Consider the following 17760-nt stretch of genomic DNA (forward strand, 5'->3'; position numbering starts at 1 on the left):
CTTAACCCGAATCACTTTTCAGGAATCGATATGTCAACTTACGCCAACTACATCAACGGACAATGGGTCGATAGCGGCAAGACCACGCGCAACATCAATCCCGCGGACTTGTCCGACGTCATCGGCGAATTCGCCCAGGCCAGCGAACAGGACACCCAGGCCGCCATCACCGCCGCGCGCAAGGCAGCTCCCGCTTGGGGCTTGTCGACACCGCAGCAGCGCTTCGACATCCTGGATCGGGCCGGCAGCGCAATCCTGGCCCGCAAGGAAGAGCTGGGCAAGCTGCTGGCGCGCGAAGAAGGCAAGACGCTGGCCGAAGCCATAGGCGAAGCCGGACGCGCGGGCCAGATATTCAAATTCTTCGCCGGCGAAGCCTTGCGCCAGACAGGCGAACTGGTGCCCTCGGTGCGGCCCGGCCTGACGGTCGAAATCACGCGCGAGCCCGTCGGCGTCGTCGGCCTGATCACCCCGTGGAATTTTCCCATTGCCATTCCCGCCTGGAAGATAGCTCCCGCCCTGGCCTTCGGCAACTGCGTCGTCATCAAGCCCGCCGACCTGGTTCCCGCCTGCACCTGGGAACTGGTCAAGATTCTGGCCGACGCGGGCCTGCCCGCCGGCGTGCTGAACCTGGTCATGGGCCGCGGATCGGTGGTCGGCGAAGCACTGGTCAATTCGCCGGATGTGGACGCCATCAGCTTTACCGGCTCCGTCGGCACCGGCCGCTCCATCGCCCAGAAATGCATGGCAACAGGGAAAAAAGTGCAATTGGAAATGGGCGGCAAGAACCCGATGGTGGTGCTGGACGACGCCGACCTGCCGACCGCCGTCGAAGCCTGCATCAACGGCGCTTTCTTTTCTACCGGCCAGCGCTGCACCGCTTCGTCCCGCCTGATCGTGACCGAAGGCATACACGATCGCTTCGTCGAAGCCATGCTGGCGCGCATGAAGCAATTGCGCGTGGGCAATCCGCTGGACGCCGAAACGCACATCGGCCCCGTGGTGGACGACAAGCAGTTGAAGCAGGATCTGGACTACATCGACATCGCCCGATCGGAAGGCGCCACCGTGCATGGCGGCGAACTGGTGGAACAAGGCACCAAGGGCCATTTCCTGCAACCCGCCCTGGCCGTCAACACCCATAACGGCATGCGCATCAACCGCGAAGAAATCTTCGGCCCTTTCGCCACAGTCATCAAGGTCAAGGATTACGACGAGGCGCTGAAGCTGGCCAACGATACGGAGTTCGGCCTGGCGGCGGGCATCTGCTCCACCTCGCTTAAATCCGTACAGCACTTCAAGCGCCACGCCCAGGCCGGCATGGTCATGGTCAACGTGCCCACGGCGGGCGTCGACTACCATGTTCCCTTCGGCGGCCGCAAAGGCTCAAGCCACGGCCCGCGCGAACAAGGCAGCTACGCCAAGGAGTTCTATACCATCGTGAAAACGGCGTATGTGAACGCCGGTTAAGGCTTAGGCGGGCGATCCGGCATCGCTGCGCAGCTGCGCCACGAAACGGGCGGCTGCCGGCGAAAGGCTGTGATCATGCCGGGTGATCAGATAGATGGGGGGCAGGCGCACCGACAGGTCGACGGGCAGCACGCGCAAAACACCCTGCCGCCCATAATGCTCGGCCAGTGAAGCCGGCATAATGGCCACCATGTCGGAAATCTCCAGCATCGCCGTAGTGACCAGGGTTGAAGCCGATTCAGTAATGTTCAGGCGGGTCCGCACCCCTTTCTCGTGCAGGATGGCATCGAAGCGGCTGCGCTGGGGCGAGCCGGGGGGTTGAAGTATCCATGGCATGCCGACCAGGTCGGCAAGCGTCACGCTGGCCCGCTGGGCCAGCGGATGCTGCGCCCGCGCCACCACCACCAGGGCTTCTTCCAGCAGCGGCACACTGACATAGTCGCCCTCGCCCTGCACGTCCGTCTGGCGGCCCAGCACCAGGTCGACCTCGCCCCGCGCCAATTGCCGGATCATGACATTGCTGGTGTCGACAATGACGGAAACCGCCACACGCGGATGAAGCTGCTTGTAGGCGCTAAGCGTGGGGGCCAGCAATTCAGGCACCGCCCCCGGCACGCTGCCGACACGCAAGGTGCCGCGCAAGCCCGAGCTTAACGCCACCATTTCCTCGCGCACGAAGCCGAAGTCGGTCAGCATGCGGCGCGCATAACGGATAAGTATTTCGCCATGCGGGGTCGGCGTCATGCCGCGCGCATGCCGCTCGAACAAGGCCACGCCGAACGTATCTTCGGCCTGCTGCAGCAATTTGCTGGCCGCCGGCTGGCTGATATGCAGCGCGGCCGCCGCGCGGCCCAGATTGCGCTCGGCGTCCAGGAGGCTTAGCAAGGCCAATTGGCGTGTGCGCAGGCGCAACAGCAAAGAGGGGTAGGCGGCGGAATCGGTCATTCTTGAATCATACACAAAAGTATATGGATAGCTGACTATATTCTATTGGAATGGAATGAACATACCCCTTAAGCTGTACCCGGGTTCCGCTGTGGCGGCGGAACTGACAAAACCGATAAATACAGGAGACAATCCATGAAATACCCTTTCTTTTTACGCCGCGCCCTGCCCTGTGCGCTGGCACTGGCTTGCTTCGCCTTTCCGGGCGCCGGGGCCGCCCAGACCTATCCCAGCCAACCGGTGCACATCATGGTCGGTGCATCCCCAGGCGGCGGCACCGATATCCTGGCTCGCACGCTGGCCGATAAGTTCACCACCGGCCTGAAGCAAACCGTTGTGGTGGAAAACCGCCCCGGCGCCTCCAACACCATCGCGGCCGCCATGACCGCGCGCGCCGAACCCAACGGACTGACCCTGCTGGTCGCCACCAACACCGGGCAGGCCATCGCGCCACATATGCTCAAGCTGACCTACGATCCACTGACCAATCTGGCACCCGTGGGCCTGGTCGCCATCATGCCCAATGTACTGGTCGTGCCCAGCTCCTCCAAGTACACCAATGTGAAAGACCTGCTGGCCGACATGAAGGCCAAGCCGGGCACCTTCAAGTATGCCTCGTCGGGCGTCGGCAGCACGCAGCATGTGGGCGCCGAAGCCTTCAGCCTGGCCACCGGCACGAAATCCATACACGTCCCCTACAAGGGCAGTTCGCAAGCACACGTCGACCTTATCGCCGGCCAAACCGACATGATGTTCGACTCCACCTCGTCGGCGATGGCCCAGATCAAGGCGGGCAAGCTGCGCCCGCTGGCGGTCACCTCGCCCAAGCGCGCCTCCGCCCTGCCCGACGTTCCGACCCTGGCCGAGCAAGGCATCACCGGCGCCGACGTCACCACCTGGTACGGCTTGCTGACCACCGGCGGGACCTCGTCCGACATCATTGCCCGTCTCAACAAGGAATTGAATGCCAGCCTGAGGCTGCCCGACGTCGAAGCCCGCATCAAGGGCTTGGGCGGCGAAATCGACCTCATGACGGCCGAAGAGTTCGCCGCCATGAACAAAAGCGAATACGAACGCTACGGCAAATTGCTGAAGGCATCCGGCATCAAGGCCGACTAAGCCCCCCGGCAAGGTCGTCCGCGGCCTTGCCTATTGTTATCAATCCAAAGGAATCACTATGAATACGAAGCGTCCCCGCCTTGCAGTCCTGCTGGGCGACCCCGCCGGTGTCGGCCCCGAAATGGCTGTCAAACTGCTGGGGCGCGAGCAAAACCGCAACGCCGCCAACCTGCTGTTGATCGCCGACCCTGTCGTGCTGGCCGACGCGCAACGTCTGACGGGAATCGAACTGCCCACCCTGGCCATCAAGAGCCTGGACGACATACGCTACGAGCCGGGCCGCGTGACCGTGCTGGAGGAAAACTGGCTGGATGGCAAATCGCCTCCTTTGGGCGAATGCACGCTGGAAGCGGGCCGCGCTTCTTTCCAGGCGCTGGAAACCGCCCTGGAAGCGGTCAAGCGCGGCTTATGCGACGGCATCATTTTCGCGCCGCTGAACAAGCACTCGCTGCGCCTGGGCGGCCTGACCGAAGAAGACGAGCTGCGCCACATCCAGAAAAGCCTGCAGGTGCCGGGCTTCGTCTGCGAATTCAACATAACCGGGCACTTGTGGACATCCCGGGTGACTTCCCACGTGCCCATACGGGAAGTGGCCGACCTGATCACTCAGGAAGGCATTTGCGACGCGGTAAAGATCATCGACGCGGCACTGCGCCAGTCCGGAATCGCAAAGCCGCGCATCGCCGTCTCGGGCCTGAATCCGCATGCCGGCGACGGCGGCTCCATCGGCATGGAGGAAATCGAAATCATCGAGCCGGCCGTGAAGAAGGCGCAATCCATGGGCATGGACGCGCGCGGCCCCTATTCGCCGGACACCATCTTCATTGCCGCGCGCCGCGGCGACTTCGATGCCATCGTGTCCATGTACCACGACCAGGGCCAGATCGCCATGAAGCTGATCGGCTTCGACCATGGCGTGACCCTGCATGGCGGCCTGCCCGTGCCGGTGGTGACCTCGGCCAGCGGCAGCGCCTTCGACATCGCCGGCAAGGGCATCGCCAATATCGAAGGATTGCAGCAAGCCTTCGATCTGTGCGTCCGCATGTCGGGCAGCCTCCAAACCAATACCGCCAGCGCATAAAACACCCGTACTCCATTCCATAAGAATTAAGCACATGACGACCAATCGCAAGAAACTACGCAGCCAGGCCTGGTTCGACCGCCAGGACAAAATGGGCTTTTATTACCGCTCGTGGTTAAAGAACAGCGGCATTCCTCAAGACCAGTTCGATGGCCGCCCCGTCATCGGCATCTGCAATACCTGGTCCGAACTGACCCCATGCAATTCGCATTTCCGCGAGCTGGCCGAACATGTGCGGCGCGGCGTGCTGGACGCGGGCGGATTCCCCCTGGAGTTTCCCGTGCTGTCGCTGGGCGAAACCATGATGCGTCCCACCGCCATGCTGTATCGCAACCTGGCTTCCATGGACGTCGAGGAGGCCGTGCGCGCCAACCCGCTGGACGGCGTCGTCCTGCTGATGGGCTGCGACAAGACCACGCCTTCCCTGCTGATGGGCGCGGCCAGTGTCGATCTGCCCACCGTCGGCGTATCGGGCGGCCCCATGCTGCGGGGCTACTATGAAGGCAAGGCGGTCGGATCCGGCACCAATACCATCTCGATGAGCGAACAGCTGCGCGCCGGCGCCATCACACTGAAGCAATTCCACGAAGCGGAAGCCTCGATGCACCGTTCCCACGGCCATTGCATGACCATGGGAACCGCTTCCACCATGGCTTGCATGGTCGAGGCCCTGGGCATGGGCATGCCGGGCAATGCGGCGATTCCCGCCGTCGACGCCCGGCGCCATGTGATGGCGCGCGAAGCCGGTCGCCGCATCGTGCAATTGGTCCATGACGACGTCCGCATGTCGCAGATACTGACACGCGAAGCGTTCGAAAACGCCATCCGGACCAATGCCGCCATCGGCGGTTCCACCAATGCCGTCGTGCACCTTATCGCCCTGGCGCGCCGCGTCGGCGTCGACCTGAGCCTTGAGGACTGGGACAAGCTGGGCCGCAGCGTCCATTGCCTGCTGGATCTGATGCCGTCGGGCCGCTACCTGATGGAAGACTTCTTCGAAGCGGGCGGCCTGCCCGTCATACTGCGCCAATTGGGTGAACAAGGCCTGCTGCATTTGTCCGCGCTGACCGTGAACGGCCGCACGCTGGGCGATAACGTGGCCGAAGCGCCCTGCTGGCGGCCCGAGGTCATCCACTCCTTCGAAGAACCGTTCAAGGCCGATGCCGGCATCGCCGTGCTGCGCGGCAATCTGGCGCCCAACGGCGCCATCATCAAGCCGTCGGCCGCCTCGCCGCATCTGCTCAAGCACACCGGCCGGGCCGTGGTGTTCGAATCCATCGAAGACCTGCACGCACGCATCAACGACGACGAACTGGACATCGACGAGAACTGCGTCATGGTTCTGAAGTACTGCGGTCCCAAGGGCTACCCCGGCATGGCCGAAGTGGGCAACATGCCCTTGCCGCCCAAGCTGCTCAAGAAAGGCATCAACGACATCATCCGCATCTCCGATGCGCGCATGTCCGGGACGGCCTACGGCACCGTGGTGCTGCATACCTCGCCCGAAGCCGCCATCGGCGGCCCGCTGGCGCTGGTGCAAAACGGCGACCTGATCACGCTGGATGTGGCCGACAGGAGCCTGCACCTGCACGTGGACGACGCCGAACTGCAGGCACGGCGCGAACAGTGGCAGCCCCCCGCCATCCATACCGATCGAGGTTACGTAAAGCTCTATGTCGACCATGTGCTGCAAGCGCATGAAGGCGTCGATTTCGACTTCCTGGTCGGCAAAAGCGGCGCCAAAGTCCCTCGCGACAATCACTAGGTTTTGAAAATGGAAAAATTTGCTCTTGTTACCGGCGCGGGCTCGGGGGTGGGAAAATGCATCTCGCTGGCGCTGATGCGCGAAGGCTACTCCCTAGCCCTGGCCGGGCGCCGCCCCGAACCCCTTGAGGCCACCGCGCAAGAAAGCCGGAACTATGGCGTGCGCACACTGGTCGTGCCCACCGACATCGGCGATCCGGCTGCCGTCGATCAGCTATTCAGGCAGATAAAGGAAAGCTTCGGCCGCCTGGACCTGCTGTTCAATAACGCCGGCATCTTCGCACCGGCCATGTCGCTGGAAGATCTGGGCCACGAACAATGGCAGGCCGCCGTGGATATCAATCTGTCGGGCGCCTTCCTGTGTACGCAAGGCGCCTTCCGGCTGATGAAGGAACAGCAACCGCGCGGCGGCCGCATCATCAACAACGGCTCGGTCTCGGCGCACGCCCCGCGCCCTCACGCCGTGTCGTACACCGTCACCAAGCACGCCATCACCGGCCTGACCAAGGCCACATCGCTGGATGGCCGCCAATACGACATAGCCTGCGGCCAGATCGACATCGGCAATGCCGCCAGCGACATGACGGATGCGATATCCAAGGGTGTGCTGCAAGCCGATGGCTCCATCCGGCCGGAACCGGTCATGGACACGGAGCACGTCGCACGCGCCGTGGTCTACATGGCCAGCCTTCCGCTGGACGCCAATGTACAGTTCATGACCGTGATGGCCACCAAGATGCCTTATATCGGGCGCGGCTGACGCGCTCAGTTTGGATTTTCAAAGCCGCAAGATCGCCGGCTTTCTTTTATTTTATTTATTCCGCCATGGACATCCAAACTGCGTCAGCTAGAACAAGCACTGGCCGTCACGGGATATTACGCGGCGCTTATAAGCGCCTGTGCGATCTCGATTGATGCCTGTTGCATCGGACTTTTAAACTGCATTAATTGACTGAAAGTCACGCGAGCGCTGGGCGCCGCGATTCCGAGGCCAGCAATCAATCGCCCTTGCTGGTCGTGAATAGGCACCGCGCAACCTACGACTCCGGTGACTACTTCCTCGTTGCTGGTGGCCCATTGCTCATCCCGCACTTGCTCAATACATACCCGCAACTGTTTAGGCGATGTAATAGTGGCCGATGTTTCCCGGTTGAGCTTGGCGTGCTTCAGCCATTGCTCAAATTGGCTATCGCTCATCTCCGCAAGGAATAGTTTCCCGATTGAGGAGCAATGCATTGGCGAACGGCGCCCTGGTTCGAAGCGCAAGCCTTGTGAACGACTGGAAGAAGCCGCATCCACATAAACCACGTCATGATCAACACGCTGACCGATCTGGCAATGCTCTCCAATCGCACTCGCCAAGGCAGCCAAGATCTGATGAGGCTGATCGGCGCGCAGGGCGGAATGAACCGCAGCAGAGCCCAATTGCACCAAAGATAAGCCGACCACCAACTTCTTTGACCCCGGAAATCGCTTCAGTAACCGCCGTTCCTCAAGCTGGGCGACTAGGCGATGCACAGTCGGTACAGGCAATCCACAGATCACCGCAACATCCGTCATGGTAATCGGTTGGCCGGCAGATGCGACCGCATCCATAACGTTCAAGAAGCGGTCTAGAGGCTTGTCTTCAAGGGGTTTACCCGTATTGTTATCCATTTCAGTGGCCATTACGATTAATAAATAGTGGAATTAAAACTTCCAATTTTCGGAAGTCTAACACAAAAACGTTTTGGAAAATGCTCTTCATGCAAAACTGTATCCATTCTACGCAGCACCAGACTGTCTTCGGCTTAAAGCACAAAGGCCCTCTTGCGGGTTTACGTGTAATCGACGCCGGAAACATGATCGCCGGCCCCCTTGCGGCAACACAACTGGCCGATTTTGGTGCGGATGTCATCAAGCTTGAGATGCCAGGCGAAGGGGACTCCATGCGCCATTGGACTCCCATGAAAGAGGGAAAATCGCTTTGGTGGAAAGTCATTGCGCGCAACAAGCGGCTGATTACGTTAACGCTATCCAAACCGCGCGGGCAAGAGCTGTTTATGGAATTGGTACAACAGGCCGATATTCTTATTGAAAATTATCGGCCTGGCACATTTGAGCGCTGGGGTCTGGGTTACGACACGCTTTGCAAAATAAATCCGAGACTCGTGATGGTGCGCATCTCTGGATTCGGGCAAACCGGACCCTATTCGGAGCGTGGCGGATACGGAACTATCGCCGAAGCGTTCTCAGGCATTCCTTCGTTCACTGGCGCATCGGATCGCCCCCCCACGCTGCCCGGATTCCCGATGGCGGACTCAGTGGCGTCAACCTTTGCAGCCATGTCAGCCATGTTCGCAATCTACAAGCGCGATAACGACAATGGGCGCGGCCAGGAGATCGATGTCAGTCTGTACGAACCCCTCTTCCGTCTGGTCGAGTCTCAAGTTATCGGTTTCGATCAGTTGGGCATCGTAAAAGAGCGCCTAGGCAATCGTCTGGCAGAAGACTCACCCCGTAACACCTATCAAACTCGTGACGGCCGGTGGATAGGGATTTCCGCAAGCTCACAGAAAACATATGAACGGCTTGCGTTAGCGATTGAAATGCCTGAACTGATTACGGATCCGCGCTTTGTCAACAATGCTCTCCGCTGCGAGCATGCCGCTGCTCTAGATGAAGTATTGGCTGGATGGTTTCATGAGCGTGACCTTGCCCAAACTATGGCGCTATTCGAGCAATTAGGAGTCGTCGCAGGTCCGGTTTATGACATCCGAGACATCTTCAAAGATCCACACTATCAAGCTCGTCAAAACATCGTAACAGTGCCCGACGCGGATTTCGGCGAGGTACGCATGCAGAGTGTCGTCCCCCGCTTTTGTGATAGCCCGGGAGAGATACGCCATTCAGGAAATAGTCTAGGTGCGGATAACCGAGAGATCTATATGGACATGCTCGGACTCAGCGACCAACAGTTCGCCTCACTGATCGCCGAGGGAGTCATTTGACATGATTGGAATGTTTGAGGGTGTGCGCATCGTAGGAGCAGGGCAAGCAGCCTATGCAAAAAAGTCAGATCGAAGCCTACAGCGATTAATGTATGAGGCCGGGACGGCTGCGCTAACAAGCGCAGGATTGCCATGGAGGGCCGTTGACGGCCTAGCTGTAACCTGCTTTGGATTGCCGCCGGACAATGTACCAACGGTCGCGGAACATTTCGGACTTGAAACACGTTTTATGTTTCAAGGGGTCTATGGCGGGGCCAGCGGCATTATCGGCATGTCTCATGCCGCGCGTGCCATCCGGGATGGCGCATGTGACGTCGCGTTGGTGGTGGCTGCCGACTCATTCGATGTAGCCGCCCATAACAAGACGCTTGACCATTTCAACGGATCAGTCAAAGAGTGGATGTCGCCACAAGGCTTTGCGGGTGCGAACGGAATGTTTGCCCTGCACACGCAGCTATATATGGAACGTCACGGTGCCAGACGCGAGGACTTTGGGAAATTCTGCATAGCACTACGAGAAAATGGATTGCTCAATTCAAATGCATTATTCAAGCAGCCGTTGACCATGGCTGCTTACCTAAGTGCAAAGCCGATTGCATCGCCCTTATGTCTGTTTGACTGCGTCATGCCTTGTATCGGAGGCGACGCCATCGTGCTCGCATCCGAGAAAACGGCTGCACGGCTAAACAGGCCATCGGTACGCATTCTCGCTGCAGAGGAAATACACAACTATCCCGCCAACGATATTTATCAGGTGCCCGGCGGCTGGCAAAGGCTGGCGGATCGGCTCTATGACAATGCCGGCTTTGTGCCCGCACAAATGGACTTTGCTCAGTTGTATGACGATTACCCCGTCATGGCATTCGTCCAGCTTGAGGGGCTGGGCCTATGTCCTTCCGGTCGGGCCGCCGAGTTCTTGCGCCAGACCGACATTACGACCCAGGGGGCCTTTCCCATCAACACGGGCGGTGGCCAGTTATCGGCCGGCCAAGCAGGTGCGAGCGGGGGCATGATAGGTGTCTATGAAGCTGTTGCTCAATTGCTGGGCGAGGCGGGCCGGCGACAAATACCTTGCAAACGCGGCATCGTGTCCGGTTACGGCATGGTGGCCTATGGCCGAGGGCTGAGCTCAAGCGCGGCTATTTTGGAACGTGCTGATTAAGGGGATCCCAGTGCAGAAACCACAACCACTCATTACGCCCTTGAACCGGCCATTTTGGGATGGCTGCAATAACGGCCAGTTGAATGTGCAACAGTGTAGCAGCTGCAAGAAGTATGTCTTTTATCCCCGGGTCTGTTGTCCCTTCTGCCATGAGGACGCATTAACCTGGAAACAAACAAGTGGGCTTGGCAAGATCGTTGCGCACACAACAGTATTTCGTACTCACCACGAGGGATTCAATGCCGACGCACCATATGTATTTGCAGCCGTAGAGCTAAATGAAGGGCCCTGCATATATGCCCAGATATCCCGCGCTGAAACCAATTGCGGCTCACTCATAGGACATCTGGTTCGAGTCTCGTTTCTACTGCATGGGTCTAAACAGAAAATAGCTGTATTCGAATTGATATGACCTAGCAGTTCAAGACCAGGCGCTTTCCAATCCATCCCATGCGCCGGTTCGCTATTCCACAGCCCGCTTGAGCCTCATGACCATAAAAAAGGAACACTATGCAAACCACCTTATGGACCACATTAGATTTTGAAAAGCCGGGAAAGCAAATCGGCACAGTGAACTTGCCGTATTCCCCAAACGATGATGCCTACGGCTTCATACCAATACCGATTGCGATCATAGGAAATGGGGATGGCCCGACCGTGCTGATCACCGGAGGCATCCATGGAGATGAATACGAGGGGCCGGTGGTTCTGGGAGATCTCATACGGGATATACAACCCGACAAGATGAATGGGCGCTTGATCATTTTACCTTGTGCCAACGCACCGGCCGTGTCAGCAGGCGCACGTACTTCGCCTATCGACCAACGCAACATGGCCAGGGAATTTCCTGGGCGTCACAATGGCTCAACGACCGAACAAATCACCGCATACATTCATGACATTCTCTTTCCCCTTGCAGACTATTACATGGATCTACATGCGGGCGGCTGCTCATTAATTATCGAACACAGCACTCTGCTCTTTCCAGATACCGAAGGCGATCCTGCGATCAACCGAAAAAGCGAAGAAATGGCCCGAGCGTTTGGGGCGCCAACAACCGTGGTGGCTTCGTATATCGGACAGGGTCGCACCCCAGTTGCATCAGCCGGTAAATTTGGAATTCCGGGAATATCGGCCGAGCTGGGAATATCAGGCTGGATTTCGCCGGATGGCGTCAAGCTTGCTCGGGACGGCGTAGCTCGAGTTCTAAGCATGTTGGGAGTATTACCGAACAATTCCATTTTACCCCCTCAAGCCAGTCGCATGACACGGATCCTGGGCCACGACAGCTACGTCCTCAGCCCCGGCAATGGGTATTTCGAGCCTGCTTTCAAGTTAATGGACCGTGTTTCAAAGGGAGAGATTGCGGGAAGGCTGCACCAACTGCTGCAGCCTGAGCTCGACCCAATCATTCTTCGCTTCGATAGCGACGGATGGGTTTGGTCTCATCGCTCTTATGGCAGGACACATGCCGGTAGCGCCCTGGCAGTACTTATTGAATCCATATAATGGGAGGTGTAAATGAAAGCTTTCAATTCCAAGATTCGTACTCTATTTCCGCTGGTGGCTTTCGGGCTGTTGCCGTTCATCATGCTAGAAAATTCCGTGGCTTCCGAGAGCTTCCCAAATCGACCAGTAACTATCGTAGTACCGGCGCCACCCGGTGGAACAACCGACCTCGCCGCACGGGCGCTGGCTGACGACCTGGGTAAAGCTCTGGGTCAATCAATCGTTGTCGAAAACAAGGGCGGCGCTCACGGCATCGTAGGTGCCCAGTATGCATTGAAAAGCAAGCCTGACGGTTACACCTTATATATGGCGTTCTCCGGCTTTCATGTGATTGCACCCAATCTGACTTCGCTTTCCTATGACCCGCTGAAAGACTTCCAGCCAGTTGCCATGGTGTACAAGGCGCCCGAGGTTCTAGCCATTCGCTCATCCTTCCAGGAGATAAAGACATTCCAGGATTTGTTGGATTACGCAAAGGCCAACCCAGGCAAGCTGAATTATGGCTCGGCCGGGCCAGGCTCGGTCGCACACGTTGGCATGGAGCTACTCCAGAGTATCACTGGCATCAGAATGACCCATATACCCTATAAGGGTACCGGTCCAATTGTGGTCGATATGCTTGGAGGCCAAATTGACCTGGTGTTGGTTTCCATGCCACCACTGGTAGCACATATCAAAAACGGTGGTCTGCGCCCATTGCTCTTTACCTCTGAATCCCGACAGAAGGTATTCCCCGAAGTCCCAACCAGCAAAGAATTGGGTTTGAGCAACTTCGGCACCTCGAGCTGGTTCGCCTTGTATATGAGTGCCAAGTCGCCGCCAAAGGCTGCTCAAAAGATATCGGAGGAGGTCAGAAAGATTATTGCTAACCCGGCATTCCAAGAGAGGGCTTCCGCCCTTGGGGCCGAAGCCACTTATATGAATACTGATCAGCTTGGAAAGTTTACGGCAGCCGAACTGGAACGCTGGAACATGATCATAAAAAAGGCCGATATAGACAAAAATTGATCATCGGTAATGCGTCGCAGCGTTCATCAAGCCCTCAAGACAGCTCGTTGTGGCGCTTACCGTAAACATAATGGATGGAGCCGAGAACTTATCTCAGCCTTTCCGCTAGACCCTTCCCCGCCAGAATCTAAGCTTCGGCAACAGCCCCCAGCATGCCAGCAAGGCGGACAGTATCATCAGGGTCGTGACCAGCCAGTTATCGAAGAAGATCGAAAACGAACCCTGGGACATCAACAGGGACTGCCGGAAGGCGTCTTCGGTCTTGTCGCCCAGGACCATGGCCAGGATCAGGGGCGCTATCGGGTAGTCCAGCTTCTTGAACACATAGCCCACGACGCCGAAAATCATCGCCAGATAGACGTCGAACATTCTATTGCCGATGGTGTAGGCGCCGATCAGGCACACCACGATGATGATGGGGCCGATAATGGAAAACGGCGCCTTAAGAATCGACGAGAAAAACGGAATCGTCGTCAGGACCAGCACGACCGCCACCACATTGGCCACATACATGGAAGCGATCAGGCCCCAGACGAAATCGGATTGCTCTATGAACAGCATAGGTCCGGGCTGCAGCCCCCAGATCATCAGTCCGCCCATCATGACCGCCGCGGTGGCCGATCCGGGAATGCCCAATGCCAGCATGGGCAGTAAGGCCGACACCCCGGCGGAATGGTCGGCCGCCTCCGGGGCGATCACACCTTCGGGCTCGCCTTTTCCGAAGCGATCGCTGTTGCGGGAAAAACGCCGCGCGATCCCATAAGACATGAACGATGCCGCCGTCGGCCCGCCCGGAGTGATCCCCATCCAGCATCCTATCAGCGTCGACCGGACCAGCACGACCGCGTGGCGCGGCATGGAAAGGAAGGTGCGCCAGATGACCCGGAAATTCATTTTGGCTTTCAGGCCGTTGAATTCCAGCCCCTCTTCCACCGTAACCAGCAGCTCGCCAATGCCGAAAAGCCCGATGACCGCCGCCAGATACGAAACGCCGTTGGCCAGCGAGTCGGAGCCATAGGTAAGCCGCATCTCCCCCGACACCGTATCCATGCCAATAGCGGTCAATATCAATCCAATCAACAGCGAGGCAACCGTTTTCAAGGGGTTGCCGCCGCTCATGCCGACAAAGCTGCAGAAAGTCAGCATGAAGACGCCGAAGAATTCCGCCGGACTGAATTGAAGCGCGAAATCGGCCACCAGGTTGGCGATCAGCGTAACCACGACCACTCCGGCGAACGCGCCAAAGCCGGCCGACAGGAAAGCCGTTGCCAGAGCTTGCTCGGCCCGCCCGCTCTTGGCCATGGGATGGCCGTCGAAGGTGGTGGCGACCGAAGACGGTTCCCCGGGGATATTGAACAGAATGGACGTGGTCGAGCCCCCGAACAAGGCGCCCCAATACAATGAGGACAGCAAGATAATGGCGCTGACCGGATCCATGGCAAAGGTAAGCGGCAACAACAAGGTAACCCCGTTGGGCGCTCCCAGGCCAGGCAGCACACCCACCAGAATGCCCAGCAGCACGCCGCCCACCATGATGGCAATATGGTGCACGGTAAGCACCGTTTCAAACCCGGACCACAGCAAATTAAGATCGGTCATCGGAATTCCCTATATACCCAGCAAGGACTCGACGGGCCCTTTGACCAGTTCGACCTGGAACCAAAGCTCGAAAACAAGATAGAAGGCGACAACGACGCAGGCTGGAATCAGCAGCGTCTTGAGCCAACTGGCGTGGCCATGCACTTTCAGCATATAAATCAGATAAAGCAAAGAACCGGTATAGCTGCCTAGAAACGGCATGGATGCAACCAGGAGAACCGTGGGGATGAAGATGGCCAGGGTAAGTTTTAATTGTTGCTTGCTGACGAAGCCGCTGCGATCAGGGCTGCGCAAGCTGCCCAGAAAAAGCAGGATGCTGACAACGCAAAGCATGATGCCCAGCCGCAAAGGCATATAGCCCGACTGCGGTCCGGTTTCGGGCGACCAGCCCGTCGTTAGCTGCAGGCTTCCGGCGACCACCAGGCCGCCAAAAGCGCCGATCGCGGCCGCCGCGGCCAGCTCCATCGTCCGTCGATCAATAAGTGACATGTTTTTCCGCTATCGACAGGCCGACCCCTATGGGCCGGCCGGATTCAAATTTACTTCTTCGCCAACCAGCCGTCGTCGGCAAACAGCTTGTAGTGATCGGCCGAGTCCTTCTTGATGTAGTCGTCCAGCTTGTCGCCGGTCAGGAAGAATTCCGATTGCACGCCGCGCGCAACCCATTCCTTCCATTCAGGCTTTTCAGACACCTGCTTGAGCAGGTTCACATAGAACTCGACCTGCTCGGGCGTGACGCCGCCCGGCAGCCATACGGTGCGCGGCATATTGAACTGGTCGATGGGAATACCGCTTTCCTTGCAAGTGGGGATATCGGACCAGGCCTTGTCAGCCGTGACTTTGCCGGTCGCGGCAAAACGCTGGGCCGAGAAAATGCACAAAGGGCGAACCTTGCCGGCCTTCCAGTACGAAATGTTTTCACCCGGGTTATTGGTGTTGCCATCCAGATGGCCGCCGGCCAGTTGAACAGCGGCCTGGCCGCCGGATTTGAACGGCACATAAGTCATGTTGACGTTCATGGCTTTTTCGATTTTGCGGGTAAGGATGTGATCGGTGTCCTTGGACTGCCCGCCGCCCATCTTCAGAGCGCCGTTTTTCGCTTTCGCGTCGGCGATCAGGTCTTGCGCGGTCTTGTATGGCGAGGATGCGCCCGTCCACAAGACGAACTCATCCGCGGCCATCGTGGCCACCGGCGTCATGTCCTCGATCTTGTAGCCCACATTCGTGATCATGGGCATCAGCCATGCCAGGTTGGTGGAAAAAATAAGCTTGTTGGCGTCCCCTTTATGGCCTTCGGCAAACACAAACGCTTCGGTCCCGCCGCCACCGCCTTTATTCGAAACGATAACGCTGGACGAGGTCAGCTTGTATTTTTGCACGATGGCCTGAACCACCCGGGCGAACTGATCGGTGCCGCCGCCAGGACCCGCCGTGGCGATGAACTCCAGCGGTTTGGTGGGCTCCCAGGCGGCAAAGGCCGCGGAACTGGTCAGACTGGCTGCCACGGCTATGGCCACGGCGAATTTCTTATGATTCATGGTCTTTGTCTCCTTGCGTTTGATTAAGAGCTGCTGTCTTCGGACTGGCCAAAAAACACCGAATCCTGATACTTGCGCATTTCAAGCAGCGTGGATGCGCTTTCGATTTCCACGTCGCCGTAGCAAATGACTTCCCCGCTTTTCACGTCCCGGCACAGCCTTTGATTCGCCATCAAGTAGAACGGCACTGGCGTGCGGCTGCCCAGCGCCGCGGCTTTTACCAGCATGGGGGTTACGTCGTCGATGGAATGATGATGTCCGCCCATGGTCAGCACCGTTCCGGCGGCAAAGTCCCTGGTAGTGCGGGCCACCAGGTCCAGTACAGGCCGGGGCTCGACCGCCCCGCTTGATACGCCCAGCCCCGCCGCTTCGATAATGCTGGTGGCGGCCTCCAATCCCAGCAGGTGCCGGGACAGGAAGATCAAAGCCGTCTTGCGGTCGGCGCTGACAACATGCCCCTTGCCCGCCAACAGTTCCCAGCTGGGCTCGTCATGGCAGCGAACCACCACGAACACGCCGCCCGCGAAGCTGATTTCGTCGGATTTCCTAAGGCAATGGAAAACCTCGAGCACGCCATCCTGCTGCAACAGGCCCCCTTCGGCGCGCAGGCGCAGGGCTTCGGGCACTTCCGCCGTGCGCAGTATCGGCGCATGCATGTCGGGCAAATCCGGACCGAATCCGGTAGAGTTCGCCGCCACCAGCATTTCGCAAAAATCAGGCACCGTGCGCTGGGGAAGTTCGCCGGCGATTCTGGACCGCGCCGCAACGACAGCCTGTGCGCGGCCGGGCTCCATCGTCCAATAGGCTTCGAGCTCGGGCGCGGCTATCGTCACCCCGTTGCTGGTCAGCTTGCCGGAGGCCGGGTCGAATACAAAATCGTATTCGCTGGCCTTGCCCGCGCAGACAATCTCGAAACCCAGGCTTTCCGCCCAGGTAATCAGGCCGATCAGCAAGCTGGGCTGATCGCCGTCAACCGGCGTGACAACGCGGCCGCGGCTGCGTCCAAGATGAGCCAGTCCCGGGCCGATTACGCTGTCCGCCTCTTTCGATACCATGGCCAGATGCAGCCCCGCATCCAAGGCGATCTTGGCATGCATGGCGCCCGCCTCCGGGTTGCCGGTGGCTTCCAGAACGATATCCAAAGGCAAGCCCGCCACGTTCGCCAGACTGGATGATGCAATGTAATAGCCGCCCTCCCAGGCCGATTGCGCGGACTGCTGCGTTTCGCAAATCTTGATTTGATCCGCCGGCACACCCACGTCGCGCATCGCCTGCACGACAATGGCGGCATCCAGGTCCACCGCCACCCGGCACTGCATCAACGGCACCCGCATGCTCTGCGCCAAAAAACTTCGGCCGAACCCGCCGCTGCCCACGACGCAACTTTGCACGGGCCGCGTAACGCTGGAAAAATACTTGTGGAAATTCATGGATTATTGACTTATTAAAAAGCTGCATCGATGCCGCGGTTAATATGCCCAGGCGGCGAAGAAGGAGCCGGCGCATAAAAAGAAAACCATGTGAAAGCCCGTCTCGCCAAAAAAAGCCGTGGCGGCAGGCCTAGTTTTTATGGATTAT

Annotated in this window: 16 protein-coding genes; 10 read left to right on the plus strand and 6 right to left on the minus strand. The window is 58.6% G+C overall.

The window, feature by feature from the left end; genetic code table 11:
• The first annotated feature begins 30 nt into the window (after positions 1-30).
• Positions 31-1467, plus strand: coding sequence for an aldehyde dehydrogenase family protein (locus V0R37_RS17650; RefSeq protein WP_420375766.1), 1437 nt, complete (start codon positions 31-33; stop codon positions 1465-1467).
• Positions 1468-1470: 3 nt separating this feature from the next.
• On the opposite strand, the gene V0R37_RS17655 is transcribed toward V0R37_RS17650, so the two are convergent.
• The gene (locus V0R37_RS17655; RefSeq protein ID WP_420375767.1) at positions 1471-2412 is read right to left on the minus strand and encodes a LysR substrate-binding domain-containing protein; all 942 of its coding nucleotides are present in this window, start codon (positions 2410-2412) and stop codon (positions 1471-1473) included.
• 135 nt (positions 2413-2547) lie between these two features.
• On the opposite strand from V0R37_RS17655, the gene V0R37_RS17660 reads away from it, so the two are divergent.
• From V0R37_RS17660 to V0R37_RS17675, 4 genes are read left to right on the plus strand one after another with little or no spacing between them, the layout of a single operon-like run.
• Positions 2548-3531 (plus strand): Bug family tripartite tricarboxylate transporter substrate binding protein, encoded by a 984-nt coding sequence (locus V0R37_RS17660; RefSeq protein ID WP_420375768.1) that lies wholly within the window; start codon positions 2548-2550, stop codon positions 3529-3531.
• A 58-nt stretch (positions 3532-3589) separates the two neighbouring features.
• Complete coding sequence (locus V0R37_RS17665) at positions 3590-4612, plus strand: 4-hydroxythreonine-4-phosphate dehydrogenase PdxA (protein WP_420375769.1); 1023 nt, start codon at positions 3590-3592, stop codon at positions 4610-4612.
• A 34-nt stretch (positions 4613-4646) separates the two neighbouring features.
• On the plus strand, positions 4647-6377 hold the full coding sequence (locus tag V0R37_RS17670) for an IlvD/Edd family dehydratase (RefSeq protein ID WP_420375770.1): 1731 nt from the start codon (positions 4647-4649) through the stop codon (positions 6375-6377).
• A 9-nt stretch (positions 6378-6386) separates the two neighbouring features.
• Entirely contained in the window at positions 6387-7136 is a 750-nt protein-coding gene (locus V0R37_RS17675; protein WP_420375771.1) for an SDR family oxidoreductase, read from the plus strand.
• Between the two features lie 116 nt (positions 7137-7252).
• Here the strand turns inward: V0R37_RS17675 and V0R37_RS17680 are convergent, their stop codons facing one another.
• Positions 7253-8032, minus strand: coding sequence for an IclR family transcriptional regulator (locus V0R37_RS17680; RefSeq protein ID WP_420375772.1), 780 nt, complete (start codon positions 8030-8032; stop codon positions 7253-7255).
• Between the two features lie 89 nt (positions 8033-8121).
• Here V0R37_RS17680 and V0R37_RS17685 point away from each other — a divergent pair, with 89 nt between their 5' ends.
• From V0R37_RS17685 to V0R37_RS17705, 5 genes are all read left to right on the plus strand, one after another.
• Positions 8122-9366, plus strand: coding sequence for a CaiB/BaiF CoA transferase family protein (locus tag V0R37_RS17685; RefSeq protein ID WP_420375773.1), 1245 nt, complete (start codon positions 8122-8124; stop codon positions 9364-9366).
• 1 nt (position 9367) lies between these two features.
• Positions 9368-10528: a thiolase family protein gene (locus V0R37_RS17690; RefSeq protein ID WP_420375774.1), complete on the plus strand. Its 1161-nt coding sequence runs from the start codon at positions 9368-9370 to the stop codon at positions 10526-10528.
• Positions 10529-10538: 10 nt separating this feature from the next.
• Entirely contained in the window at positions 10539-10940 is a 402-nt protein-coding gene (locus tag V0R37_RS17695; RefSeq protein WP_420375775.1) for a Zn-ribbon domain-containing OB-fold protein, read from the plus strand.
• Positions 10941-11038: 98 nt separating this feature from the next.
• Positions 11039-12037, plus strand: coding sequence for a succinylglutamate desuccinylase/aspartoacylase family protein (locus V0R37_RS17700; protein WP_420375776.1), 999 nt, complete (start codon positions 11039-11041; stop codon positions 12035-12037).
• A gap of 12 nt (positions 12038-12049) precedes the next feature.
• Positions 12050-13045, plus strand: a complete 996-nt coding sequence (locus V0R37_RS17705; protein WP_420375777.1) for a Bug family tripartite tricarboxylate transporter substrate binding protein — start codon at positions 12050-12052, stop codon at positions 13043-13045.
• Between the two features lie 105 nt (positions 13046-13150).
• On the opposite strand, the gene V0R37_RS17710 is transcribed toward V0R37_RS17705, so the two are convergent.
• The 4 genes from V0R37_RS17710 to V0R37_RS17725 are packed head-to-tail and all read right to left on the minus strand — an operon-like array spanning position 13151 to position 17612.
• The gene (locus V0R37_RS17710; RefSeq protein ID WP_420375778.1) at positions 13151-14644 is read right to left on the minus strand and encodes a tripartite tricarboxylate transporter permease; all 1494 of its coding nucleotides are present in this window, start codon (positions 14642-14644) and stop codon (positions 13151-13153) included.
• Between the two features lie 9 nt (positions 14645-14653).
• Positions 14654-15133 (minus strand): tripartite tricarboxylate transporter TctB family protein, encoded by a 480-nt coding sequence (locus V0R37_RS17715; RefSeq protein WP_420375779.1) that lies wholly within the window; start codon positions 15131-15133, stop codon positions 14654-14656.
• Between the two features lie 50 nt (positions 15134-15183).
• Positions 15184-16182: a Bug family tripartite tricarboxylate transporter substrate binding protein gene (locus tag V0R37_RS17720; RefSeq protein WP_420375780.1), complete on the minus strand. Its 999-nt coding sequence runs from the start codon at positions 16180-16182 to the stop codon at positions 15184-15186.
• A gap of 23 nt (positions 16183-16205) precedes the next feature.
• Positions 16206-17612 carry an NAD(P)H-dependent oxidoreductase gene (locus V0R37_RS17725; protein WP_420375781.1) on the minus strand — a complete coding sequence of 469 codons (1407 nt, stop codon included), beginning with the start codon at positions 17610-17612 and terminating at the stop codon, positions 16206-16208.
• Between the last annotated feature and the right edge of the window lie 148 nt (positions 17613-17760).

It is taken from the genome of Pollutimonas rozaliensis, from assembly GCF_048751585.1.
GTDB lineage: Bacteria > Pseudomonadota > Gammaproteobacteria > Burkholderiales > Burkholderiaceae_B.